The 21427-nt window shown below is 68.2% G+C and carries 22 protein-coding genes; 10 read left to right on the top strand and 12 right to left on the bottom strand.

The window, feature by feature from the left end:
• Positions 1-110 precede the first annotated feature (110 nt).
• Positions 111-773, top strand: a complete 663-nt coding sequence (locus N536_RS0108345) for a TetR/AcrR family transcriptional regulator (RefSeq protein WP_029113200.1) — start codon at positions 111-113, stop codon at positions 771-773.
• Positions 774-792: 19 nt separating this feature from the next.
• Here the strand turns inward: N536_RS0108345 and N536_RS0108340 are convergent, their stop codons facing one another.
• The 4 genes from N536_RS0108340 to N536_RS0108325 form a co-directional block, all read right to left on the bottom strand.
• A complete protein-coding gene (locus N536_RS0108340) occupies positions 793-990 on the bottom strand; it encodes a ferredoxin (RefSeq protein WP_029113199.1) in 198 nt (65 codons plus the stop codon).
• Entirely contained in the window at positions 987-2237 is a 1251-nt protein-coding gene (locus N536_RS0108335; RefSeq protein WP_051574322.1) for a cytochrome P450, read from the bottom strand. Before N536_RS0108335 ends, N536_RS0108340 begins: the two co-directional genes overlap by 4 nt.
• Before the next feature lie 119 nt (positions 2238-2356).
• Positions 2357-3154, bottom strand: coding sequence for a family 1 encapsulin nanocompartment shell protein (locus tag N536_RS0108330; protein ID WP_029113197.1), 798 nt, complete (start codon positions 3152-3154; stop codon positions 2357-2359).
• On the bottom strand, positions 3151-4161 hold the full coding sequence (locus N536_RS0108325) for a Dyp-type peroxidase (RefSeq protein WP_197040093.1): 1011 nt from the start codon (positions 4159-4161) through the stop codon (positions 3151-3153). Before N536_RS0108325 ends, N536_RS0108330 begins: the two co-directional genes overlap by 4 nt.
• 62 nt (positions 4162-4223) lie before the next feature.
• Here N536_RS0108325 and N536_RS0108320 point away from each other — a divergent pair, with 62 nt between their 5' ends.
• The 3 genes from N536_RS0108320 to N536_RS0108310 are packed head-to-tail and all read left to right on the top strand — an operon-like array spanning position 4224 to position 7116.
• Entirely contained in the window at positions 4224-5483 is a 1260-nt protein-coding gene (locus tag N536_RS0108320) for a M18 family aminopeptidase (RefSeq protein ID WP_029113195.1), read from the top strand.
• Between the two features lie 15 nt (positions 5484-5498).
• Positions 5499-5849: a VOC family protein gene (locus N536_RS0108315; protein WP_029113194.1), complete on the top strand. Its 351-nt coding sequence runs from the start codon at positions 5499-5501 to the stop codon at positions 5847-5849.
• A 46-nt stretch (positions 5850-5895) separates the two neighbouring features.
• The gene (locus N536_RS0108310) at positions 5896-7116 is read left to right on the top strand and encodes a cation:proton antiporter (RefSeq protein WP_029113193.1); all 1221 of its coding nucleotides are present in this window, start codon (positions 5896-5898) and stop codon (positions 7114-7116) included.
• On the opposite strand, the gene N536_RS0108305 is transcribed toward N536_RS0108310, so the two are convergent.
• Positions 7109-7339: a hypothetical protein gene (locus N536_RS0108305; RefSeq protein ID WP_029113192.1), complete on the bottom strand. Its 231-nt coding sequence runs from the start codon at positions 7337-7339 to the stop codon at positions 7109-7111. The genes N536_RS0108310 and N536_RS0108305 overlap by 8 nt on opposite strands.
• A 142-nt stretch (positions 7340-7481) precedes the next feature.
• Here N536_RS0108305 and purL point away from each other — a divergent pair, with 142 nt between their 5' ends.
• The 3 genes from purL to N536_RS0108290 are packed head-to-tail and all read left to right on the top strand — an operon-like array spanning position 7482 to position 12147.
• A complete protein-coding gene (gene purL / locus N536_RS0108300) occupies positions 7482-9779 on the top strand; it encodes a phosphoribosylformylglycinamidine synthase subunit PurL (RefSeq protein WP_029113191.1) in 2298 nt (765 codons plus the stop codon).
• A complete protein-coding gene (locus N536_RS0108295; protein WP_029113190.1) occupies positions 9776-11500 on the top strand; it encodes an alpha/beta-hydrolase family protein in 1725 nt (574 codons plus the stop codon). Before purL ends, N536_RS0108295 begins: the two co-directional genes overlap by 4 nt.
• On the top strand, positions 11500-12147 hold the full coding sequence (locus N536_RS0108290) for a CPBP family intramembrane glutamic endopeptidase (protein ID WP_029113189.1): 648 nt from the start codon (positions 11500-11502) through the stop codon (positions 12145-12147). The genes N536_RS0108295 and N536_RS0108290 overlap by 1 nt, the downstream gene beginning before the upstream one ends.
• Here N536_RS0108290 and N536_RS0108285 read toward each other — a convergent pair.
• A complete protein-coding gene (locus N536_RS0108285) occupies positions 12122-12544 on the bottom strand; it encodes a PPOX class F420-dependent oxidoreductase (protein ID WP_029113188.1) in 423 nt (140 codons plus the stop codon). The genes N536_RS0108290 and N536_RS0108285 overlap by 26 nt on opposite strands.
• A gap of 40 nt (positions 12545-12584) precedes the next feature.
• Positions 12585-13790 (bottom strand): MCE family protein, encoded by a 1206-nt coding sequence (locus N536_RS0108280; protein WP_029113187.1) that lies wholly within the window; start codon positions 13788-13790, stop codon positions 12585-12587.
• A 16-nt stretch (positions 13791-13806) separates the two neighbouring features.
• Between N536_RS0108280 and N536_RS0108275 the strand changes: the two genes are divergently transcribed.
• The gene (locus N536_RS0108275; RefSeq protein WP_029113186.1) at positions 13807-14199 is read left to right on the top strand and encodes a sterol carrier family protein; all 393 of its coding nucleotides are present in this window, start codon (positions 13807-13809) and stop codon (positions 14197-14199) included.
• Between the two features lie 4 nt (positions 14200-14203).
• On the opposite strand, the gene N536_RS0108270 is transcribed toward N536_RS0108275, so the two are convergent.
• Positions 14204-15610 carry a DoxX family protein gene (locus tag N536_RS0108270; RefSeq protein ID WP_369798395.1) on the bottom strand — a complete coding sequence of 469 codons (1407 nt, stop codon included), beginning with the start codon at positions 15608-15610 and terminating at the stop codon, positions 14204-14206.
• Between the two features lie 123 nt (positions 15611-15733).
• Between N536_RS0108270 and purF the strand changes: the two genes are divergently transcribed.
• Positions 15734-17284, top strand: a complete 1551-nt coding sequence (gene purF, locus N536_RS0108265; RefSeq protein ID WP_029113184.1) for an amidophosphoribosyltransferase — start codon at positions 15734-15736, stop codon at positions 17282-17284.
• Between the two features lie 13 nt (positions 17285-17297).
• On the opposite strand, the gene N536_RS0108260 is transcribed toward purF, so the two are convergent.
• Together N536_RS0108260 and N536_RS0108255 are read right to left on the bottom strand one after the other, a co-directional pair.
• Positions 17298-18278 (bottom strand): NAD(P)H-binding protein, encoded by a 981-nt coding sequence (locus tag N536_RS0108260; protein ID WP_029113183.1) that lies wholly within the window; start codon positions 18276-18278, stop codon positions 17298-17300.
• Between the two features lie 34 nt (positions 18279-18312).
• Positions 18313-18747, bottom strand: coding sequence for a cupin domain-containing protein (locus N536_RS0108255; protein WP_029113182.1), 435 nt, complete (start codon positions 18745-18747; stop codon positions 18313-18315).
• Positions 18748-18883: 136 nt separating this feature from the next.
• Here N536_RS0108255 and purM point away from each other — a divergent pair, with 136 nt between their 5' ends.
• Entirely contained in the window at positions 18884-19966 is a 1083-nt protein-coding gene (gene purM, locus N536_RS0108250) for a phosphoribosylformylglycinamidine cyclo-ligase (RefSeq protein WP_029113181.1), read from the top strand.
• 46 nt (positions 19967-20012) lie between these two features.
• On the opposite strand, the gene N536_RS0108245 is transcribed toward purM, so the two are convergent.
• Positions 20013-20192 carry a DUF3073 domain-containing protein gene (locus N536_RS0108245; protein WP_029113180.1) on the bottom strand — a complete coding sequence of 60 codons (180 nt, stop codon included), beginning with the start codon at positions 20190-20192 and terminating at the stop codon, positions 20013-20015.
• 147 nt (positions 20193-20339) lie between these two features.
• Entirely contained in the window at positions 20340-21419 is a 1080-nt protein-coding gene (locus tag N536_RS0108240; RefSeq protein ID WP_029113179.1) for a folate-binding protein YgfZ, read from the bottom strand.
• Between the last annotated feature and the right edge of the window lie 8 nt (positions 21420-21427).

Here is a 21427-nt window from a genome sequence, read left to right as displayed (position 1 = left end):
TTCCATGCTGACGAAATCGTCACATACGACGTCGTGATCAGTCAACACTTTCTGACGAAATCATCAGTAATGGAATCGTCCGCTACAGTGGTTCCCGAAGGGGGGTGACCATGGCCGATCGAGCGGAACAACCCGCCAATCGCTTGGAGCGTCGCAAGCAGCGCACTCGCGGTGCACTGATCAGCGCGGCACAGACGTTCATCGCCGCAGGCAAGCTCAACGTCCCCGTCTTGGAGATCACTCAGGCCGCCGACGTCGGAATGGGGTCCTTCTACAACCACTTCGACAGCAAGGATCAACTGTTCGAGGCCGCGGTCGCCGACGCACTCGACACGCACGGCGCGCTGCTGGACAAGCTCACCGAGGCCCTCGACGACCCCGCAGAAACCTTCGCGTGCAGCTTCCGGCTCACCGGAAGGCTGTTTCGTCGCCGCCCGCAGGAAAGCAAGATTCTGCTCGCCAACGGATTGTCGCTCTTGTCCTCGGATCGTGGCCTGGCGCCGCGCGCGCTTCGCGACATCGTGGCGGCTTCGCGCTCCGGACGGTTCGACGTCCAGGATGCCGAACTGGGGCTTGCCGTGGCCGGCGGCGCTCTCTTGGGCCTTGGCAAGCTGCTGGCCGACGACCCCGAACGCGACGACGGTGAGACTGCGGACAAGGTGACCGAAGACGTGTTGCGGCTGTTCGGCATGACGGCCGACGAAGCCCGTGAAATTTGTCAACGGCCATTGCCGGACCTCGACGAGCTGATGAACCCGAATTCGGCCGCCTGACAGCGAAATTCGAGGCCAATCAGGCTTCGAGGCGAAGTGCCGCCACCGGGCACGCCGCCACCGCGGACGATGCAGCGTCGCGTTGATTTGCCGGTAGGTCAGCAGCCTCGAAGCGATGGACCAGGTCCCCCCCATCGTCGAGTTCGAAGATCTCCGGTGCCTGGTGCGTGCAGAGACCATGCCCCTCGCACCTGTCGTAGTCGGCGATCACCTTCACTGTGCCTCCTCCTCGTTGATGGACGCCGGCGTGGGAACCAGTCGAAGTGGCAGCCGATCGAATCGGTGGATGATGTTGTTGCGCGCGAGTTTCGGTACTCCGTCGAGCTCGATGCGCTCGACCCGGTCCAGCAGCGCGGTGAGGATCGATTCGGTCTCCAGGCGTGCGAGCCCCTGGCCACCGCAACCGTGCACGCCGAGGCCGAAACCGAGTTGCGCGGAGGTGTTTCGCGTGATGTCGAAGTCGTCCGGGTTGGGGAACACGGCGGCGTCGCGGTTGGCCGAGGCGTAGAAGACGTTGACACGTGAACCCTCGGGCAGCTGGACGCCGGCTAGTTCGGTCTCCTCGGCGACCCGCCTGCTGAACGAGCGCAGCGGGGATTCGATCCGCACGACTTCGTTCACGGCGTTGGGCAACAGCGACCGATCGGATCGCAGCAATTCCCATTGGTCGTGATGAATGGCGAACAGCCACAATGCCGCCGAGATCGCCCCGGCCGTCGTGTCGATCGATGGCGCGAGGTAGTCGATCATGAATGCCCGCAACTGGGCCTCGTCGATCTTCCCGGCTTCGTGGGCGGCCTGCAGGTCGTGTGCCATGCTGCCCTCCGCAAGGTCGCTGCGGCGCACCACCTTGGCGGTGAACCGCATCATGCCCAAGGCCGTGGGCATCGCCGAAATCGCTTGTCTATTCAGGGGTCCCAGGACGTCGAAGGTGGCGCCGGCCCACGTGACCAGGTTCTCCCTGGCGTCTTCAGGCCATCCGATCAAGTCGGGTACCACCGTCAGCGGCAACCCCAACGCGAGGTCGCCGACGCCATCCACGCGAGACAGGGTCAACGCGCGGTCGACGACTCGTCGAGCGGCCTGCTGTACGTCGTCCTTGATCGAGCGAAGCGCCTTGGGCGTCAACCGGTGCGCGAGCATCTTGCGCCGATCGTCGTGCACCTGCCCGTCGCTGTTGAGCGTGGTGCCCTTGCTCAGCTTGTTGATCGGGGCGTTGAGCGCCACGCCGCGGCCAGACACGAAGACGTCCGGTTGCAGGAGGACGTGCTTGACCTCGGCATGACGCCCGACGGCGAAGACCCGCTGCGCCCGCAGCCAGACCACCGGTCCCAGTTCGCGCAGGGCTGCGTAGTGCGGATACGGATCGGCGATGGCCTCCGGAGCGAAGATGTCCGGTTCATAGACGGGCACGCCGGACGGCGCGTTGCGTCGCCGTGGTCGCAGCGGTGCGGTCACCCCCATTAACTGACGATATCATCACCAATGAGAGTGTCGTCAATAGCCGCCATCGCGACTTGGGCGTGAAAACGCTCGCTCAGCAAACGTAATCACGCCCAAATCGCAGGGGGAACTGGAGACCGCTACCGCGTCAGGGCGACCGACGCCTCGGCGGTGTAGCAGAGGAACGTCATCGTCTCCTGCAGGTACAGCTGCACGGTGTCGGCGTCGTGTGACAGGTAGCCGATCGACACGTCGGTGCCGAGCTGCAGGTCGAAGTCACCGCCACGGGTGGACAGCACGAACGCGCCGTCGATCGCGGGCGCCCAGATGATCTCGCCGTCGATCAGCCGGTTGAGGTGTTCGCGGATCGGATAGCCGTGCTCGGTGGTCTCGCTGACCTGGGTGTAGACGTCGGCCGACAGCAGTACGCAGTACGGGCCGTCGACGCCCGCGAGCCGCAGCTCCGACAATGCCTGCGCGATCACGTCCGGGATCTCCCGCGGATCGGACGGCAGCGCCAGCGCGGGGTTGGAGCTGCTCTTGCGGATGCCGCCGATCGATGCCGCCTCGTAGCCCTCGAAGATCGCCCGGTCCTCGGCGAACGCCAGCTTCTTCGCGGCGTCCTTGACGGGATCCCAGTCGGAGTCTTGCGAGCCGCGCTCGACGTCGTCGATGTCGGTCCTAGACAGGGTGAACGGCACGCGCAGCCGCACCAGCGGCCTGCTCTCCCGCAGGTGCGCGACGACGCCGTCGCCGGGCGGGGAGACGTCGAGCAGATGGCCGGTGCTGATCGCTGCGGTGGCCGCCCCGCCGGGCTCGCTGACGTCGACGACCCTGCGCCCGGCGATGTTCCGCTTGAACGTGCGGGTGGCCTCCAATTCGATTTCCGCCCAGGCGACTTCGGTGATCGGAGCGAGGTCGCGGTAGAGATTGTTCACTGGGGTAGTCCTTTCAGGCTGCCGATCGACAGCGAGCCGTCGTCGGCGGGTGTGGGTGCGGGCGGAGCTGCGACGGTCTCGGCGCCTGGCATGGGCGGCGGGTCGTCGAGGAAGTCGGCGGTGGGAGTGAAGAACATGTTCCCGGTAACCGCCGTGGAGAAGTCCAGGATTCGGTCGGTGTTACCCGGCGGGTCGCCGATGAACATGTTGCGCAGCATGCGCTCGGTCACGGCGGCGGTGCGCGAATAGCCGATGTAGTACGTACCGAATTCGGCCTTGCCGACCTCTCCGAACGGCATGTTGTGCCGCAGGATCTTCAGCTCGTTGCCCTCGTCGTCCTCGATCACGTTCAGCGCCAGATGGGAATTGGCGGGCTTGACGTCGTCGTCCAGCTCGATGTCGTCGAGCTTGGTGCGGCCGATCACCCGTTCCTGCTCCTCGACGGAAAGCGAGTTCCACGACGACATGTCGTGCAGGTACTTCTGTACGTGGACGTAGCAACCGCCGGCGAAGTCGGGATCCTCGTCGCCGATCTGGGTGGCGCTGGTGGCCAGCGGCCCGTCCGGGTTCTCGGTCCCGTCGACGAAGCCCATCAGGTCCCGGTTGTCGAAGAACTTGAAGCCGTGCACCTCGTCGACCACCGTGATGGCCCCGGCCATCGCCTCGACGAGCCGTCCCGCCAGCTCGAAGCAGACGTCGAGGAACTCGGCCCGGATGTGAAACAGGAGATCACCCGGCGTGGACGGGGCGTGGTGGCGCGGGCCGGTCAGCTCGATGAACGGATGGAGTTCTGCCGGCCGGGGACCGGAGAACAACCGGTCGTACGCATCGGAGCCGATCGACGCCACCACCGACAGCCGTTTCGTCGGATCCCGGAATCCGATGGCGCGCACCAGACCCGAGATGTCGGGGAGTGCGTCGTGCACCTTCTCCTCGCCACCGGAGTCAATGGTGGCGACCAGGAAGATGGCCGCTGGAGTCAGCGGAGCCAGTACCGGCTGCGGCATCGGATCGGGCACATCAGGACCCTAGCGCCACGGCCGCCGAAAACGCCCGTCAAGATGGAAAGATGCCAGCTAGCCCCCAAAGTCTCTGCGAGTTCATCGACGCCTCACCATCGCCGTTCCACGTGTGTGCCACCGTCGCGCAACGGTTGACGGCCGCGGGCTTCACCGAACTCACCGAGGAGCAGGCCTGGCCGTCGGACGCCGGTGACTACTTCACGGTGCGCGCCGGATCGCTGGTGGCCTGGCGGTCGACGGCCGAAGCCGGCGCCCCGTTCCGCATCGTCGGCGGGCACACCGACAGCCCGAACCTGCGGGTCAAGCAGCATCCGGACCGGCTCGTGTCGGGCTGGCAGGTGGTGGCGTTGCAGCCGTACGGCGGGGCGTGGCTGAACTCCTGGTTGGACCGCGACCTCGGCATCAGCGGCAGGCTGTCCCTGCGTGCCGGCAGTCAAGTCCGGGACGTACTGGTTCGCATCGACGACCCGATCCTGCGGGTGCCTCAGCTGGCCATTCACCTGGCCGAGGACCGCAAGGCCGTCGAACTGAATCCGCAGCGCCACGTCAACGCCGTGTGGGGTGTGGGCACCGGCGCCCGGTCCTTCGTCGACTTCGTGGCCGAGCGCGCCGACGTCGACCCTTCGGACGTCCTGGCCGTCGACCTGATGACCCACGACCTCACGCCGTCGGCGGTCATCGGCGCCAACCAGGACCTGATCAGCGCGCCCCGACTGGACAACCAGGGCACCTGCTACGCCGGGCTGGAGGCGTTGCTTGCCGCGGACGCCGGGGCCCAGCTGCCGGTGCTGGCCCTGTTCGACCACGAGGAGGTCGGCTCGACGTCCGACCACGGCGCGCAGTCCGAACTGCTGCTGACGGTCCTGGAACGGATCACCCTGGCCGCGGGCGGCAGCCGCGAGGACTTCCTGCGCCGCCTGCCCGGGTCGATGGTCGCGTCCGGCGACATGGCCCACGCCACCCATCCCAACTATCCCGAGCGGCACGAGCCCGGCCATCTCATCGAGGTGAACGCCGGGCCGGTGCTCAAGGTGCAGCCCAACCTGCGCTACGCCACCGACGGGCGCACCGCGGCGGCGTTCGCGTTGGCGTGCGCACAGGCGGGAGTGCCGCTGCAGCGTTACGAGCACCGAGCGGACCTGCCGTGCGGCTCGACGATCGGCCCGATGACCGCGGCGCGCACCGGCATCCCGACCGTCGACGTGGGCGCGGCGCAGCTGGCCATGCACTCGGCGCGCGAACTGATGGGCGCGCAGGATGTACACGCGTATTCCGCTGCGTTACAGGCATTCCTATCACCGGCCTGAGTTAGTGTCCCGGGCATGCCGATTGCCGTGGAAACCATCACCTTCGATTGCGCCGATCCCGACACGCTGGCCCAGTGGTGGGCACGCGCGGTGGACGGGGAAGTCAACGCCGTCGTGCCAGGCGAATTCGTTCTCGTCAGCCAGCCCGAGGGCTTCAAGCTGGGGTTCCAGAGAGTAGACGACCCGACGCCCGGCAAGAACCGGGTACACGTCGACTTCAGCGCCGCCGACATGGAGGCGGAGGTTCAGCGGCTACTGGACCTCGGTGCCAGCGAGACCGCCAGGCACAGCTTCGGTGACGCCTTCCGCTGGGTCGTGCTCGCCGACCCGGCGGGCAACGCGTTTTGCGTGGCGCCCGCTCCCTGATCCGACGTCCTGACAGCGCAGGCTGGTCGCTGGCAAGATCACGCGAGTGCTGTTGTCACTCATCGCCGTCTCGGTCGTCCTGGCCGGATGGGCTCTATCGGCCCGGCGAATGGAGCGATGGCGCATCACGTCGCCGCTGTTCCTCGTCCTCGCGGGGGCGATCGTCGAATACACGACGCATGGCTCGCTGGCCGACACGCTCAATACCACTCTCGCCCAACACATCGCCGAGATCATCCTCGCGGTGCTGCTCTTCGTCGACGCCGCCGACGTCCGGGGCGGCCTGCTCGGGGCGTACCCGCGCCCGGCCATGCGGTTGCTGTTCCTTGCCCTGCCGCTGAGCGTGGGACTCGCGCTGCTGCTCGGTCTGTGGCTGCTGCCCGGCGCCGCGTGGTCGACGGTCCTCATCATCGCCTGCGTCGTGGCGCCCATCGACTTCGCGTCGGCACCATCGATCCTGCGCGATGAGCGGATCCCCAGCCGCGTTCGAGACCTGCTGCACGTCGAAGCCGGCTACAACGACGGCATCGTCTCGCCGATCCTGTTGTTCGCCCTCGTTCTCGCCGGCGACCACACGCACGCCGAGTCGCCGATGGAAGCGCTGAGCTCCGCGCTGCCCCATGCCCTCAAGGCCATCGTTCTGGGACTGTGCATCGGCTCCGCCCTTGCGCTGGCAGCGAACGTCGCCGAGCGGTACGGCCTGATGACCGAGCAGTCGAAGCGCCTCATCATGGTCGCCGCGCCCGCGCTCGCCTACACGCTGAGTCTCGGGGTACAGGGCAACGGCTTCGTCGCCGCATTCGTCTGCGGTATCGGCTTTCACTACTTCCGTCGCTCGCCGGACGCGACGCGTGAGTTGGAGCTGATCGACGACATCGGCTTCCTGCTGACGGCGGCGATGTGGTTCGTGTTCGGCGGCGTGACGTTGATCGCCTACTGGGCGTCCGGCGTCACCGTCGGGGTGGTGGTATTCAGCCTGCTGGCGTTGACGCTGGTGCGGATGCTGCCGGTCGCGGTGGCCATGCTGCGGTCGAAGTTCTCCTGGTCGGAACGGCTGCTGTTGGGTTGGCTCGGGCCGAGGGGCACCCCGTCCATCGTCTTCGGCCTCTTGGCGTTCAACGTCCTCGAGGGCGGCGCCGAACACGCCGTCCTGCAGGTCATGGTCCTCGTGGTGCTCGGCAGCGTGCTGCTGCACGGCGTCGGTGCACCGGCAGCGGCGCACCGGTTCGCCCGGGTGCGGCTGCCGGTGGGCGACCGCGCTACCTAATCCGGTTGGCCAGCAATTGCTTGGCCATCTCGGCGCCCTTGCGGCTATCGGACTGCGCCTTGCGGAACAGATCGACGACTTCCTTGTCGCCGTCGCGCTCGGCATCCTGGATGTAGGTCTCCAGCCGCAGGGCGTTCTCGAGGCACTGCTCCGTGAACCAGATGAGGTTGTAGTCCTTGTCCTTCGTGCCGGTCACGTGGCCGGTTTCGCTCATCGTGGTCATGCGAAACCTTCTCCTTCCTTCTTCGTGATTGATGTGACACAGATCGCCTACCCGCCGGTTTTGAGCCGCAAACGGGGGTGGATGCCCGCCTCGCGCACGTCCTCGTACGCGGTTGATGGCGCTGGCCACCTAAACTGTCTGAGTGACGTCGGAGCTTGTCCCCGCGCTGGACACCGTTGAGCATGCCGCTACCACCCCCGAGCAACCACAGCCCTTCCGGGAGCTTGGCCTCAAGGACGACGAGTACGAGCGAATCCGCGAGATTCTCGGTCGTCGTCCCACCGACGCCGAACTGGCGATGTACTCGGTGATGTGGAGCGAACACTGCTCCTACAAGTCGTCGAAGGTGCATCTGCGCTACTTCGGTGAGACCACCACCGACGATATGCGCACGGCCATGCTCGCGGGCATCGGGGAGAACGCCGGCGTGGTCGACATCGGCGACGACTGGGCGGTGACGTTCAAGGTCGAGTCGCACAACCACCCCTCGTACGTGGAGCCATACCAGGGCGCGGCCACCGGCGTCGGCGGCATCGTCCGCGACATCATGGCGATGGGCGCTCGGCCCGTCGCGGTGATGGACCAACTGCGGTTTGGTGCGGCCGATGCACCCGATACGCGGCGCGTGCTCGACGGCGTGGTGCGTGGCATCGGCGGCTACGGAAACTCGTTGGGATTGCCCAACATCGGCGGCGAGACCGTCTTCGACCCTTCGTATGCGGGCAACCCGCTGGTGAACGCGCTGTGCGTCGGCGTGCTGCGCAAGGAGGATCTGCACCTGGCCTTCGCGTCGGGCACCGGCAACAAGATCATCCTGTTCGGCGCCCGTACCGGGCTGGACGGCATCGGCGGCGTGTCGGTGCTGGCGTCGGAGACGTTCGGTGGCGACGAGGGAGCGGGCCCCGGCCGCAAGAAGCTGCCCGCGGTCCAGGTCGGCGACCCATTCATGGAGAAGGTGCTCATCGAGTGCTGCCTCGAGCTGTACGCGGCGGGCTTGGTGATCGGCATACAGGACCTCGGCGGGGCCGGATTGTCCTGCGCCACATCGGAACTGGCATCGGCCGGCGACGGCGGCATGTCGATCGAGCTGGAGAAGGTGCCGCTGCGCGCCAAGTACATGACGCCGGCCGAGGTGCTCTCCAGCGAGTCGCAGGAACGCATGTGTGCGGTCGTGTCGCCCGAGAACGTCGACGCCTTCATGGCGGTGTGCCGCAAGTGGGAGGTACTGGCCACGGTCATCGGCGAGGTCACCGACGGCGACCGCCTACAGATCACGTGGAACGGCGAGACCGTGGTCGACGTGCCACCGCGCACGGTGGCGCACGAGGGTCCCGTCTACCAGCGCCCCGTCGCCCGGCCCGACACCCAGGACGCGCTGATCGCAGACACGTCCGCCAAGCTGCCGCGCCCCACGACCGGCGACGAACTGCGCGCGACGTTGCTTGCGCTGGTGGGCAGTCCCCACCTCTGTAGCCGCGGATTCATCACCGAGCAGTACGACCGCTACGTCCGCGGCAACACCGTGTTGGCCGAGCATGCCGACGGCGGCGTCTTGCGCATCGACGAAGCCACCGGACGGGGGATCGCGGTGTCCACCGACGCGTCGGGGCGCTACACGCAACTCGATCCGTACGCCGGAGCCCAGTTGGCGCTTGCCGAGGCCTACCGCAACGTCGCCGTCACGGGCGCCACCCCCGTCGCCGTGACCAACTGCCTGAACTTCGGCTCGCCCGAGGATCCGGGCGTGATGTGGCAGTTCTCCCAAGCAGTCCGCGGTCTCGCGGATGGCTGTGCGACGCTGGGCATTCCGGTCACCGGCGGCAACGTCAGCTTCTACAACCAGACCGGTAGCACGGCGATTCTGCCGACGCCGGTGGTCGGGGTGCTCGGCGTGATCGACGACGTCAAGCGGCGCATCCCCACCGGGCTCGGCACCGAACCGGGCGAAACGCTGATCCTGCTCGGCGACACGCACGACGAGTTCGACGGCTCGATCTGGGCCCAGGTCACGGGCGACCACCTCGGTGGCGTGCCGCCCAAGGTGGACCTGGAGCGCGAACGCCTGCTCGGCGAGGTGCTGGCGGCCGCGTCGCGCGACGGGCTCGTCTCGGCAGCGCACGACCTGTCCGAGGGCGGGCTGATCCAGACGGTGGTGGAAGCCGCGCTGGCCGGTGAAACCGGTTGCCGCATCGTGCTTCCCGAGGACGCTGACCCGTTCGTGGCGCTGTTCTCCGAGTCGGCAGGCCGGGTGCTGGTCGCGGTGCCGCGCACCGAGGAGAGCCGATTCCGCGCCATGTGTGAAGCGCGCGGCTTGCCGGCCACCCGGATCGGCGTGGTCGACGAGGGCAGCGCCGACGTCGAGGTGCAAGGCCAGTTCACCGTCAGTCTCAGCGAACTGCGGGCCACGTCGGAGGGCGTGCTGCCCGGACTGTTCGGGTGAGGGCGCCTGCCGACACTCGACATCCCCTCCTGGTATGGGCGTGGGGCCTGGTCCGACTCGACTTCGTCGGCGTGGCCTTCGGCGCCCTGTTCTTCTGCCTGTCGCTGACGCCGTCTCTGCTCCCACGTGACTGGCTGTTCGCCGGCCTGATCGGCGGCATCAACGCCGCGATCGGCTATGCGATCGGCGTCGTCATCGGGAAGGCATTCCGCCACTTCGTGTTACGGCGCAGGAGGTGGTGGCCACCCAGCAAGCCGGTGCTCTATCGGCTGAAGACCGCGACTGTCACGCTGTCGATCATCGCCAGCGTGCTGGTGCTGATCCCGGCCGCTGCGTGGCAACGTCAGGTGTCGGCGCTGATGGGCATCGAGGGCCCGGCGACGCTGGGCTACCTCCGCACCCTCGGTCTCGCGCTCGTCGTCGGTGGCGCATGCGTCGGGGTGTCACGCATCGTGCTCGACGCGATCAAGCTGCTGGCGTTCGTCATCATCCGCCGCTGGCACCTGCACCAGGAAGTCGCGCTCTTCATCGGAACGGCCATCGTGGTGGTGCTGCTCATCACGCTGATCAACGGCGTGCTGTACCGCGGGTTCCTGGCCGGAGCCAGCCGGGTGTTCCAGCCGCAGAACTCCACCACCCGCGACGGCATCTCGCAGCCCAAGGAGCCCGAACGCTCGGGTAGCCCAACGTCTTTCGCGCCGTGGGACACGCTCGGCTACCAGGGCAGGAACTTCGTCGCGACGGGTCCCGACGTCGACGCGCTGGCGCGGGTGAACGGGCGGCCAGCCAAGGAGCCCATCCGGGTGTACGCCGGGCTGCAGACGGCCGACACCGATGCCGCCCGGATGGACGTCATCGTCCGCGAACTGGACCGCACGGGCGCCTTCGACCGCAAGCTGCTCGTCATCGTCCCCACGACCGGCACGGGGTGGGTCAATCCGGTCGCGGCCAGGGCCATCGAGACGATGTACAACGGTGACACCGCACTCGTCGCCGTGCAGTATTCGTATCTGCCGAGCTGGATCTCGTTCCTCGGAGACCGGCAGAAGTCGGTCGAGTCGGGGCGGCTGCTCATCGACACGATCCACGACCGCTGGCGCCAGCGTCCACCGGACCGGCGACCCAAGCTGGTGCTCTACGGCGAGAGCCTGGGTTCCCTTGCGGGACAGGGCGCATTCCCGTGGCTGCCCGACATCGCCCGGATGGACTTCTCGGCGGTGCTGTGGGTGGGCCCACCGCACGAGAGCTCCCTGTGGAGCGGGTTGGTGCAACGCCGCGACCCGGGCACCCGCGAGGTCGAACCGCGGTACGACAACGGCCGCACGGTCCGGTTCAGCCAGGCCACCGACGCAGCGGACATCGCCACGACCGGCGAGCCACCATGGGACGGCACCCGCGTGCTGTTCCTGCAGCACGCCTCCGACCCGATCATCTGGTGGTCGCCGAATCTGCTGTTCTCCCGGCCGGATTGGCTCATCGAGCCGCCGGGCGCAGACCGCACCGCGTCGATGCGCTGGTACCCGATCGTCACGTTCTGGCAGGTGAGTGCCGACATGACCAACGCGTCGAGCGTCCCCGGCGGGCACGGCCACAACTATGGCGAGTCGGTACTCGACGGCTGGGCGGCGGTCGCGCCGCCGGACGGCTGGACCGCCGACGACACGGAGCGGGTGCGGGTGTCGCTGCAGGACTCCGAAGCCGCGAACGGCCCCGAGTATTGATGCGGCGCAAGCCCTTCCGCCCGGCCGGAGCTCTGACGCTCGCCGCCGGGCTGGTCGGGTGGAGCGCGTTCGTCGGGCCTCGACTGTCGCCACGGTGGCAGGTGCCGATACACACTCTGTTGGCTGCCGCGCTGGTTCGCCTCACCAGGGCGCCGCTGGGACTGCGGCAGCCCGAGCTTGGCCGTGGCCTGCGGCTGGGCCTGGCGGTCGCCGCAGCCGTGTCGGCGGGAGTGGCCACGACGACGGCCGTGCCTCGGGTGCGCGGCGGGATGCTCGCCCGCGAGCTACCTGATCCTGCCGCATGGCTGTTGGTGCGCATCCCGGTCGGCACCGTGTGGAGTGAGGAGGCGGCGTTCCGGGCGGCGTTGGGCACCATGGCCGCCGACGCGTTCGGGCCGCGGGCCGGCCGCGTCGTTCAGTCCGCCGCGTTCGGCCTTTCGCACGTCGCCGACGCCCGCCGAACGGGCGAGCCCGTACTGGGCACCGTGCTGGTGACCGGCGCCGCAGGCTGGGCACTGGACTGGCTATACGCGCGGTCGGGCAGCCTGGCCGCGTCGATGCTCGCGCACCTGGCGATCAACGAAGCCGGTGCCGTGGCCGCATTGGCCGTGCAGGGGCGCTTTACACGTCGCGCGCGTCCATCTTGAGCAGGTGCGGCTCGGTGTCGGTGTCGTCGATGCCGAAGCCGATGATTCGGCGTGGTGTGATCCGGATGATCGCGGTGTCGAGTTCGTCGCCGGCCGCTGCCCGTGCAGGCGGCGCCTCGGCCTGCTCGGCGGTGCCGCGGATCTCCAGGCAACGCACCCGCCACGGATCGGTCGAGGCGATGTCGTCGACGACGAGGGCGACTCTGGGATTGGCGGCGATGTTGCGGTACTTCTGGCTCTTCGACATGCGGTAGCCGCGGACGTCGATGGTGCCGAGGGACTCGTTGAACGTGAATCCGACCGGGCTGTTCTGCACCGTGCCGTCGGGTTGAACGGTCGCCAGCCGGCCGAGGACTGCGCCGCGCAGGTATTCGATCTCGTGTGGTTTGAAGGTCATGCGCCCAACGTAGAACCTCAACGATGGTTGACGTCAAGCGTCAGGGATTGATCGTCAACTCGCCGAACTGACGGCCCCAGACGTAGTCGATGAACATCGGCGCGCCGAGCGAAATGTGGTTGTACGGCGCGAGGTTATAGCCGGTGTCCATCACCAGATACGGATGCGGCCACAGGTCGCGCGTCAGCTTCTGCCAACAACCCGGCCTGCCCTCGGGTCCGCCGTGCGCGTTGGTCCGCGGCAGGTTGTCGGGGTAGATGAACGGGTTGCCCGCGCCGAGCACCGTGCCGAACGCGACCAACGAGTAGCCGTTGTCGCCGCCGAGCGCCCTCTTCACCCGGGGTTCGACGTCGTGGTAGTTGCGGATGGTGCAGAAGATCATGGCGCGGTAGTCGTCGAGCAGTTTGGCCGTCGGCACCAGGTCGGCGGCAGTGCGGACGAAGTACGGTGCGGCCTCCTCGAGCGGCCCGGTGGCGGTGTTCGCGAATCCGAGCGCGGCCATCAACGCCGCATCGACGTCTGCGCTTTGCGCGTTGAACGTGCGTGCCGTCGTCGTCGCGGCGTGCAGTCCGTTCCACAGGTCCGGCGACGCTGCGGCGTAGACGTCGATGAGGTCCGCAGCCCCGGTGACGTCGCGGCGCAGCTGCGGCATTCGGGGGTTGAGGTCGTCGAGAATGACGTTGGCGTGCTCCAGCGACACCCCGAATCTCGACCCGAGACCGCTCAACGCCTGGGCCGCCGCCGTCAGCGTCTGGTTCAGCTTGATCGGATCGACCTTCTCCGAGATCGACGTGACCGTCTCGAACAGCGTGTTGAACTCGGTGGTCACCGATCCCGCGGGAATGACGTCGCCGCTCGAAATCCGTTGCCCGGACGGGTGTTCCGGCGAGCTGAGGGCGACGTACTTGTTGCCGAACACCGTGCTGGCGCGGATGTCGGCAATCACGTTGGCGGGAATGAGGTGCAGGTACCGCGGTTCGACGTCGAGCGCGAGTTCGGCCTGCGGGGCGCCGTCCCCGTCGGCCGCGGAAATGCCCACCACGCGGCCGATCTCCACCCCGTTGAGCGTGACCTTGGAACCCGGATCTACCACCAAGCCGGCGCGGGGCGAGACAACGGTCAGATGGGCGGGCGCGCCGAACCCGCCACGGAACTGCACGGACACCAGCAGCCCGAACAATGCGACGAGGACCAGCAACACCGCGCCCGCCAGCTTGTACGGCGGATGGTGGCGGTCGACGGACACTTTGCGACACTAAGGTATGGCGACTCGCCGTACCGCGGATCCGATGAAGACCCGCGAAGCCGTCCTCGAGCTGGCCGACTGGCTGCGCGACGAGGCAGCTCCCGCACCCGAGCGGACCAGCATCGCCGAGGCCGTCCGTCTGACCGCGCGCACGCTCGCAGCGCAGGCGCCAGGGGCGAGCGTCGAGGTGCGGATTCCGCCGTTCGTTGCGGTGCAATGCATCTCGGGTCCCCGGCATACCCGCGGCAACCCGCCCAACGTGGTCGAAACCGATGCGCGCACCTGGCTGTTGCTGGCCACCGGTCTTCAGACGTTGGACGATGCGCTCGCCAGCGGCACGCTGCAGTCGTCCGGATCGCGGGCCGGGGAGATCGCCGACCTGCTGCCGGTGGTCAGGCTGCCGGACTGAGCCCCTACTTGAAGAACGGCTGCTCCTGCACCCAGTGGAACCCGCGGTTGCGCAGGAGGAAGTCGTCCAACGGCTGGCGCCGAAGCGACATGGTGACCGGCCGGCCGTCGAGTCGCCCGTCGAGGTGCAACCGGTCCGGTGCCGGTCGGTCGACGGTGAACGTGGCCATCGGCGTGGCACCGGTCCCAGAAGTCAGGGTCAGGGTGTTGGGTCCCGCCGCGGCGACCACGTCGACCAGTTCGCCGTCCATCCGCTGATAGGTGACCGCACCCGGTGTGTCGAATACCAGCCGCTGCCAACGGGTTTCGTCGGTCGTCAGCGGCGGGAGCGCCGAGCCGTCGACGGTGAAGTCGGTGACCTCCCAGATGCCGTAGAACTCGGGCTTGGGACTACCGCCGCCGACCTCGTTCCAGACCTGCACGTTGAGCACGAGGCAGCCAACGGTCACCCACACGCCCAGTGCGACCTGCACTGCCGCCGCGATCCGATTGCGCCGGTCGGTCGAGAACAAGGCCGGCTGGGTGGCGGGCTCCGCGGGTCGCTCGAGCACCAGGACGTTGGCGAGGCGCCGAGCCTGCGGCGCGACCAGCACGGCGCTGATCAGCAGGAGGTGGAACGAGAGCAGCTTCACCGGCACGTCGTAGGTCATGTTCAGCAGGAAAACCTGCGCCATGCTGGCCAGGCTGAGCACGGCGCCCAGCGTCGCCGTGCGCGGCAGGAAGAGCAGCAGCCCGGCGACGACCTCGATGGTGCCGAGGGCGATCTCGTAGGGATGCGAACTGCCGACCTGCAACCACAGCACCGCCATCGGGCTGAGGTCGCCGAACGGCTGCAGCAGCGCGGGTAGCGGCGGGGCAGGCATCTGGGTGGGGATCACCTTCGCGAAGCCGTAGAACAACATCTGCCCGCCAAGACACAGGCGCAGAAACACCAGGAACCACGCCATCAACCGGGGATAGGAGGTGCGGCGCCGGTCGACGATCGACCAGACGACAGTGGCGGCCACCGCGACGACCAGCAGGGTGAAGATCAGCACCCAGATCGAGGCCTGGTCACCGCTGCCGGAATCGGGGTTCAGCGCGGCGTCGACGCCGAAGACGGCCCGGCCCACCCAGCGGGTGACGGGATCCAGCTGCACCATCTGCCACAACACGGCGCGGTCGGGGAACCGTCTGCCGAGCACGCCGGTGTAGACGAACGTGACCTGGGCGAACGTCAGGCAGAACAATCCGAAGTACGCGACGCAGAACCGGAAGGCGATCCGGGTGAGGGGATGCCAGGGCGTCGGCGAGAGGCCCACGTCGTCGTTCTTCTCATCGCTCAACACATCCGCCGTCGTCACATCCACCTCGCCGAATTCACACCGCCAGACGCTACCGACGGGCGGCGACCAAACCAGTGGTGCTGGCACGACGAAATGATCCGACGGGCAGAGTTGTTGAAAGACGCGACACCGCGGTTCGATTCCACCTTCGGCCGGTGTGCACCGTAGACTCACCACTGTCACCCACAGCCCCCAGGGAGCAGCCTGATCGTGACCGCCGAGCAGATCGCACCGCCGGAGAACGAACCCCGAGAAGAGTGCGGCGTCTTCGGCGTCTGGGCACCTGGCGAACAAGTGGCCAAGCTCACGTACTTCGGTCTCTATGCGCTACAACACCGTGGCCAGGAGGCGGCAGGCATCGCCGTCGCCGACGGCTCGCAGGTGCTCGTCTTCAAGGATCTCGGCCTGGTGAGTCAGGTGTTCGACGAGCCGACGCTGGCCGCGATGGAGGGCCACGTCGCCATCGGGCACTGCCGCTACTCCACCACGGGTTCGACGACGTGGGAGAACGCCCAGCCGGTGTTCCGCAACACGTCGGCAGGCACCGGCGTCGCCCTCGGGCACAACGGCAACCTGGTCAACACCACCGAACTCGCGGCACGCGCCCGTGACGCCGGACTGATCAACACCCGCGGGGCCGCAGCGGCCACCACCGACTCCGACATCCTCGGGGCGCTGCTGGCCCACGGTGCCGCGGACGCGACGCTGGAGCAGGCCGCGCTGGAACTGCTGCCGACCGTCCGGGGTGCGTTCTGCCTCACCTTCATGGACGAGAACACCCTCTACGCGGCGCGCGACCCCTACGGCGTGCGGCCGCTGTCGCTGGGTCGCCTCGATCGTGGCTGGGTGGTCGCGTCGGAGACGGCCGCCCTCGACATCGTCGGCGCCTCGTTCGTCCGCGACATCGAACCCGGTGAGCTGCTGGCCATCGACGCCGACGGCGTGCGTTCGACGAGATTCGCCAACCCGACGCCCAAGGCCTGCGTATTCGAGTACGTGTATCTGGCCAGGCCGGACAGCGTGATCGGCGGCCGGTCCGTCCATGCCACCCGCGTGGACATCGGCAGGAGGCTGGCCAGCGAGATGCCCGTCGAGGCAGACCTCGTGATCGGCGTCCCCGAGTCGGGCACGCCGGCCGCGGTTGGCTACGCCCAGGGCTCGGGAATCCCCTACGGCCAGGGCCTGATGAAGAACGCCTACGTCGGGCGCACCTTCATCCAGCCCTCGCAGACCATCCGCCAACTCGGCATCCGGCTCAAGCTCAACCCGCTCAAGGAAGTCATCCGCGGCAAGCGGCTCATCGTCGTCGACGATTCGATCGTGCGCGGCAACACGCAGCGCGCGCTGATCCGGATGCTGCGCGAGGCGGGCGCCGTCGAGGTGCACGTGCGGATCGCGTCGCCGCCGGTGAAGTGGCCCTGCTTCTACGGCATCGACTTCGCCACCCCTGCCGAGTTGATCGCCAACGCCTCCAGCTTCGAGGCCGACGAGGACGAGATGGTCGACGGAGTGCGGCGGGCCATCGGCGCCGACTCGCTCGGCTACATCAGCCGCCAGGGCATGATCGCCGCCACCGAGCAGCCCGCGACGCGGCTGTGCTCGGCGTGCTTCGACGGCAACTACCCGATCGAACTGCCCGGAGAGAGCGCGCTCGGCAAGAACGTGGTCGAACAGATGCTGGCCACCGCGGCGCGGACCGGCATCCCGATTCAGCCGGTCCAGTCCGACAACGACAACGCCTCGGCGCTCCGGCGGCCCTGAACTCCATCGAAAGTCATTGCGGCACAGTCGAACTGAACCGCAGTAGGCGGCGGCGTTCGTCGGTGGCCGTGGTCCCGTCCTGCTCCAGCGCCTGCGTGACGGCCTCGCGATAACCCGTCGGCCCTCCCGGCGGCGGCGGAATGACGGTATCGATGTCGTGCTCCCTGCACACCGCGTCGCAGTGCAGGGATTCGACGAGCGGCCGCGCGAGTCCCGACGGAATCGGCGTGACGAGCCCAACCCACCAGCTCGCCAGCCACGGCGTCAGCAGCGGCAGCGCCACGATGATCCGCCTGCGCAGCCGGGCCACGTCGGCGTAGCCCTGCATCGCATCGCCGTACTCGAGCACGTCGGGTCCGCCGACGTCCCACGTCCGCGATTCCGGCACGGGCACGTCGGCCGCCTCCGCCAGGTAATGGAGGACGTCGTCGATCGAGATCGGCTGAATCTCGTTGTGCACCCACTTCGGAGCGGTCATCACCGGTAGCCGGTCGGTGAGGTGGCGGATCATCTCGAACGACGCCGAACCCGACCCGACGACGATGCCCGCCTGCAGCACCACCGTCTCGATGCCGGATCCAATCAGGATGTCGCCCACCGCGGTGCGCGACCGAAGATGGGCGGACAGTTCACCGTCCGGGTGCAGTCCCGAGAGGTAGACGATGCGCCGCACCCCGGTCCGCTCGGCGGCGGTCACCACGTTGTGGGCCGACCGGGCCTCCTCCCGGACGAAGTCCGACGACGTCCCCATCGAGTGGACGAGGTAGTACACCACCTCGATGCCGTCGAACGCCGCGGTCAGCGTGTCGACGTCGCCGAGATCGCCGCGCGCCACCTCGACCCGGTCGCGCCACGGGGCAGCGTCGAGCTTGTCGGGATTGCGGGCCAGGGCCCGCACGGTGTGGCCGCGCTCCAGCAGCTTCGGGACCAGCCGCCCACCGATGTAGCCGGTCGCCCCGGTCACCAGGCAGCGGCGCATCGCTTCGTCCGGCATCGGTGGGGCATACCGCCGATGGCCGGCGCACCCCTTACTCGAACGGGCAGCCCGGGTTCGGCACGTCCGTGGTGAGCGGGCTACCGGCCGGAACGATGTAGGTCACCCACATCACCAGGGGATCCGGACCCAGGTTGCGGCCCAGGTGCACGTTGTCGGGGCCGGTGCCCTCGGTGACGGGGGAGCCGGCGGGATAGACGCCGTCCTCCTCGCAGTTGGCCGCGTCGTGGGTCAACGTGCCCTCGCGGATCACGCCGAATACCCGTCCCGGGTGCCAGTGCCACCCCGTGCTGCCGCCCGGCGCGATCGTGATCTGCTTGGTGACGTAGTCCTCACCCTTGACGGTGGCCTGCGACAATGTCTCCACCTCGACGAGTGAACCGGGCGTTGCCGACGCCGGGGCGGCGAGCCCCGTCGGGACCAGGAATGCCACAGCCGCGACGGGTGCCCACCAGCGAAGTTTGCTCATGACCGGTCAGGGTGTCACATGGGACCGGTGCACGTGGGCCGACTTGCCGAAGTTGCCAGACGGCTACGTGTACACCCCGATCGTTTGGACCGGTAACCTTGGGCGCGATGAGCGAGGGTCAGCGGGCGAATCAGCGATGACGGTCAAGGACGGGCAAGCCGAACCGCACGGCGCCTCCTACGCATCGGCCGGGGTGGACATCGAAGCGGGCGACCGTGCCGTCGAACTGTTCAAACCACTGGCCAAGAAGGCCACGCGGCCAGAGGTCCGCGGTGGCCTCGGCGGGTTCGCCGGGCTGTTCGCCCTACGGGGCGACTACCGCGAGCCCCTCCTGGCCTCCTCGACCGACGGAGTCGGCACCAAGCTGGCCGTCGCGCAGGCCATGGACAAGCACGACACCGTCGGGCTCGACCTGGTCGCCATGGTCGTCGACGACCTGGTGGTCTGCGGTGCCGAGCCGCTCTTCCTGCAGGACTACATCGCCGTCGGGCAAACCGTCCCGGAACGGGTCGCCGAGATCGTGTCGGGCATCGCCAACGGCTGCGTGATCGCCGGATGCGCCCTGCTGGGCGGCGAGACCGCCGAACATCCCGGCCTGATGGCGCCCGACCACTACGACGTGTCGGCCACCGGCGTCGGCGTCGTGGAGGCCGACGACGTGTTGGGCCCCGAGCGGGTCAAACCGGGCGACGTGCTGATCGCCATGGCGTCCACCGGCTTGCACTCCAACGGTTACTCGCTGGCCCGCAAGGTGCTGCTCGAAATCGACAGGATGAACCTGGCCGGGCACGTCGAGGAGTTCGGCCGTTCACTCGGCGAGGAACTTCTCGAGCCCACCCGCATCTACGCCAAGGACTGCCTGGCGCTGGCCGCCGAGACGCAGGTCCGCACCTTCTGCCACGTCACGGGCGGCGGTTTGGCAGGCAACCTCGAGCGGGTGATCCCCAACGGCCTGACGGCCGAACTGGACCGCGGCACGTGGACGCCCGCGCCGGTGTTCGGGATGATCGCCCAGCGTGGACGGATCGACCGCGCCGAGATGGACCGGACGTTCAACATGGGCGTCGGGATGGTCGCAATCGTCGCACCGGAGGACACCGACCGTGCGCTGGCGATCTTGACCGCCCGCCACCTCGATTGCTGGATCCTCGGCACCGTCAACAAGGGCGCCAAGGGTGAGTCGCGCGCGCACTTGGTCGGACAGCACCCGCGCTTCTGATCAAGCTGCGCTTCTGGTCACGCCGTGAGGCATGACCAGAAGCCGACTAGCGGCGCCAGTCATCCTCTTCGATGAAGTCATCGGGTACGTCACTCGTGCCGCCGATGGGGTCATCGGGAGCGTGCGACAGCTCCCGCTGTAACTGCCTCAAGTCGGTCTGCGGTGAGCTGTACTTGAGCTCACGTGCGACCTTGGTCTGCTTTGCCTTTGCCCGGCCGCGGCCCATGAGGGACCCCCTCGCGCAATAACGGAGCGGCCCGATTATCAGGCGGCTCCGATCTGAGTGTGTTTTATCGTCCTGACAACACTTTACCGTGCCCTCCGGTTCCGTGCTGGCAGCCCCGGCCCAGCGGCGCCTACCGAAGCTCCCGGTTCAACGCGAACGGCCGCGAAGTCGTTCCACCGCGAGCCGTCCGGCGCCCACTCCGTCGTCCACCGGCAACGAATCCGGGTCGATCGCGGCGGCCACCGCAGACTCGCCGCCGGTGGTCAGTTCGAGGTCGGCGGGCAGGCCCCGCTTGACCAAGGCCAGCGCGATCGGACCGAGGTCGACGTGGTCGACGACGGTGCCGAGCCGCCCGACGGCGCGCCCGGCGGCCAGCACCGGATCCCCGGTGACGGGGCGGTCGGACTCGCCGTCCAGGTGCAGAAGGACCAGCATGCGCGGCGGTTTGCCCAGATTGTGGACCCGCGCGACGGTTTCCTGGCCGCGGTAGCAGCCCTTGTCCAGGTGGACGGCGCCCTCGCCGGGCCCGCCGATCCACCCGACCTCGTGCGGGATGGTCCGCTCGTCGGTGTCGACGCCAAGGCGGGGGCGCACCGCTGCCACCCGATGCGCCTCGTACGCCCAGACGCCTGCTGGCCGGACACCCGCGGCGACCAGCTTGGCCTGCCAGTCGGCTGCCGCGTCGCGGGGGACGACCACGTCCACCTCGCCGTCGTGCACGCTCCGAATGAAGCCGCCGCCGGCCAGCGGGGTGGCGGTGGCCGGTGCGGGCAGTTCGTCGACCCCGAGGGCCGTGAGGACCGCCTGGTCCCGCAGGCCGGGCCCGAGCAGCGAGAACACCGCGAGATCGGCCGGTTCGACGACGACGTCGGCCCAGAACACCATCTTGCGGAGGTAGGCCAGCAACGGCTCGGCACGCCACGGCTCGGTGTCGATGATCGTGGCGCCGTCGACTTCGGTCTGTACCCAGTGATCTTCGACACGGCCCTGGCCGTCGAGGCTCAAATTCTCGACGACGGCCCCGTCGGGGAGTTCGCTGACGTGCTGGCTGGAGATGCTGTGCAGCCAGGTGCGCCGATCGTTTCCGGTCAGTCGAAGCGTCGCGCGGTGCGAGCGATCCACGATCACGGCGGCCTTTGCAGCGGAGCGTTGTTCCCCGAGCGGGTCGCCGTAATGCCACACGGCGCCTGAGTCGGGGCTGGCGTCGGGTGTGGGTACGGCGGACATGACTCAAC

The sequence above is a fragment of the Mycobacterium sp. URHB0044 genome (assembly GCF_000620625.1).
In the GTDB taxonomy this organism is placed as follows: domain Bacteria; phylum Actinomycetota; class Actinomycetes; order Mycobacteriales; family Mycobacteriaceae; genus Mycobacterium.
The sequence above is the reverse complement of the archived record's forward strand: the minus strand, read 5'-3'. Positions and strand labels throughout refer to the sequence as shown.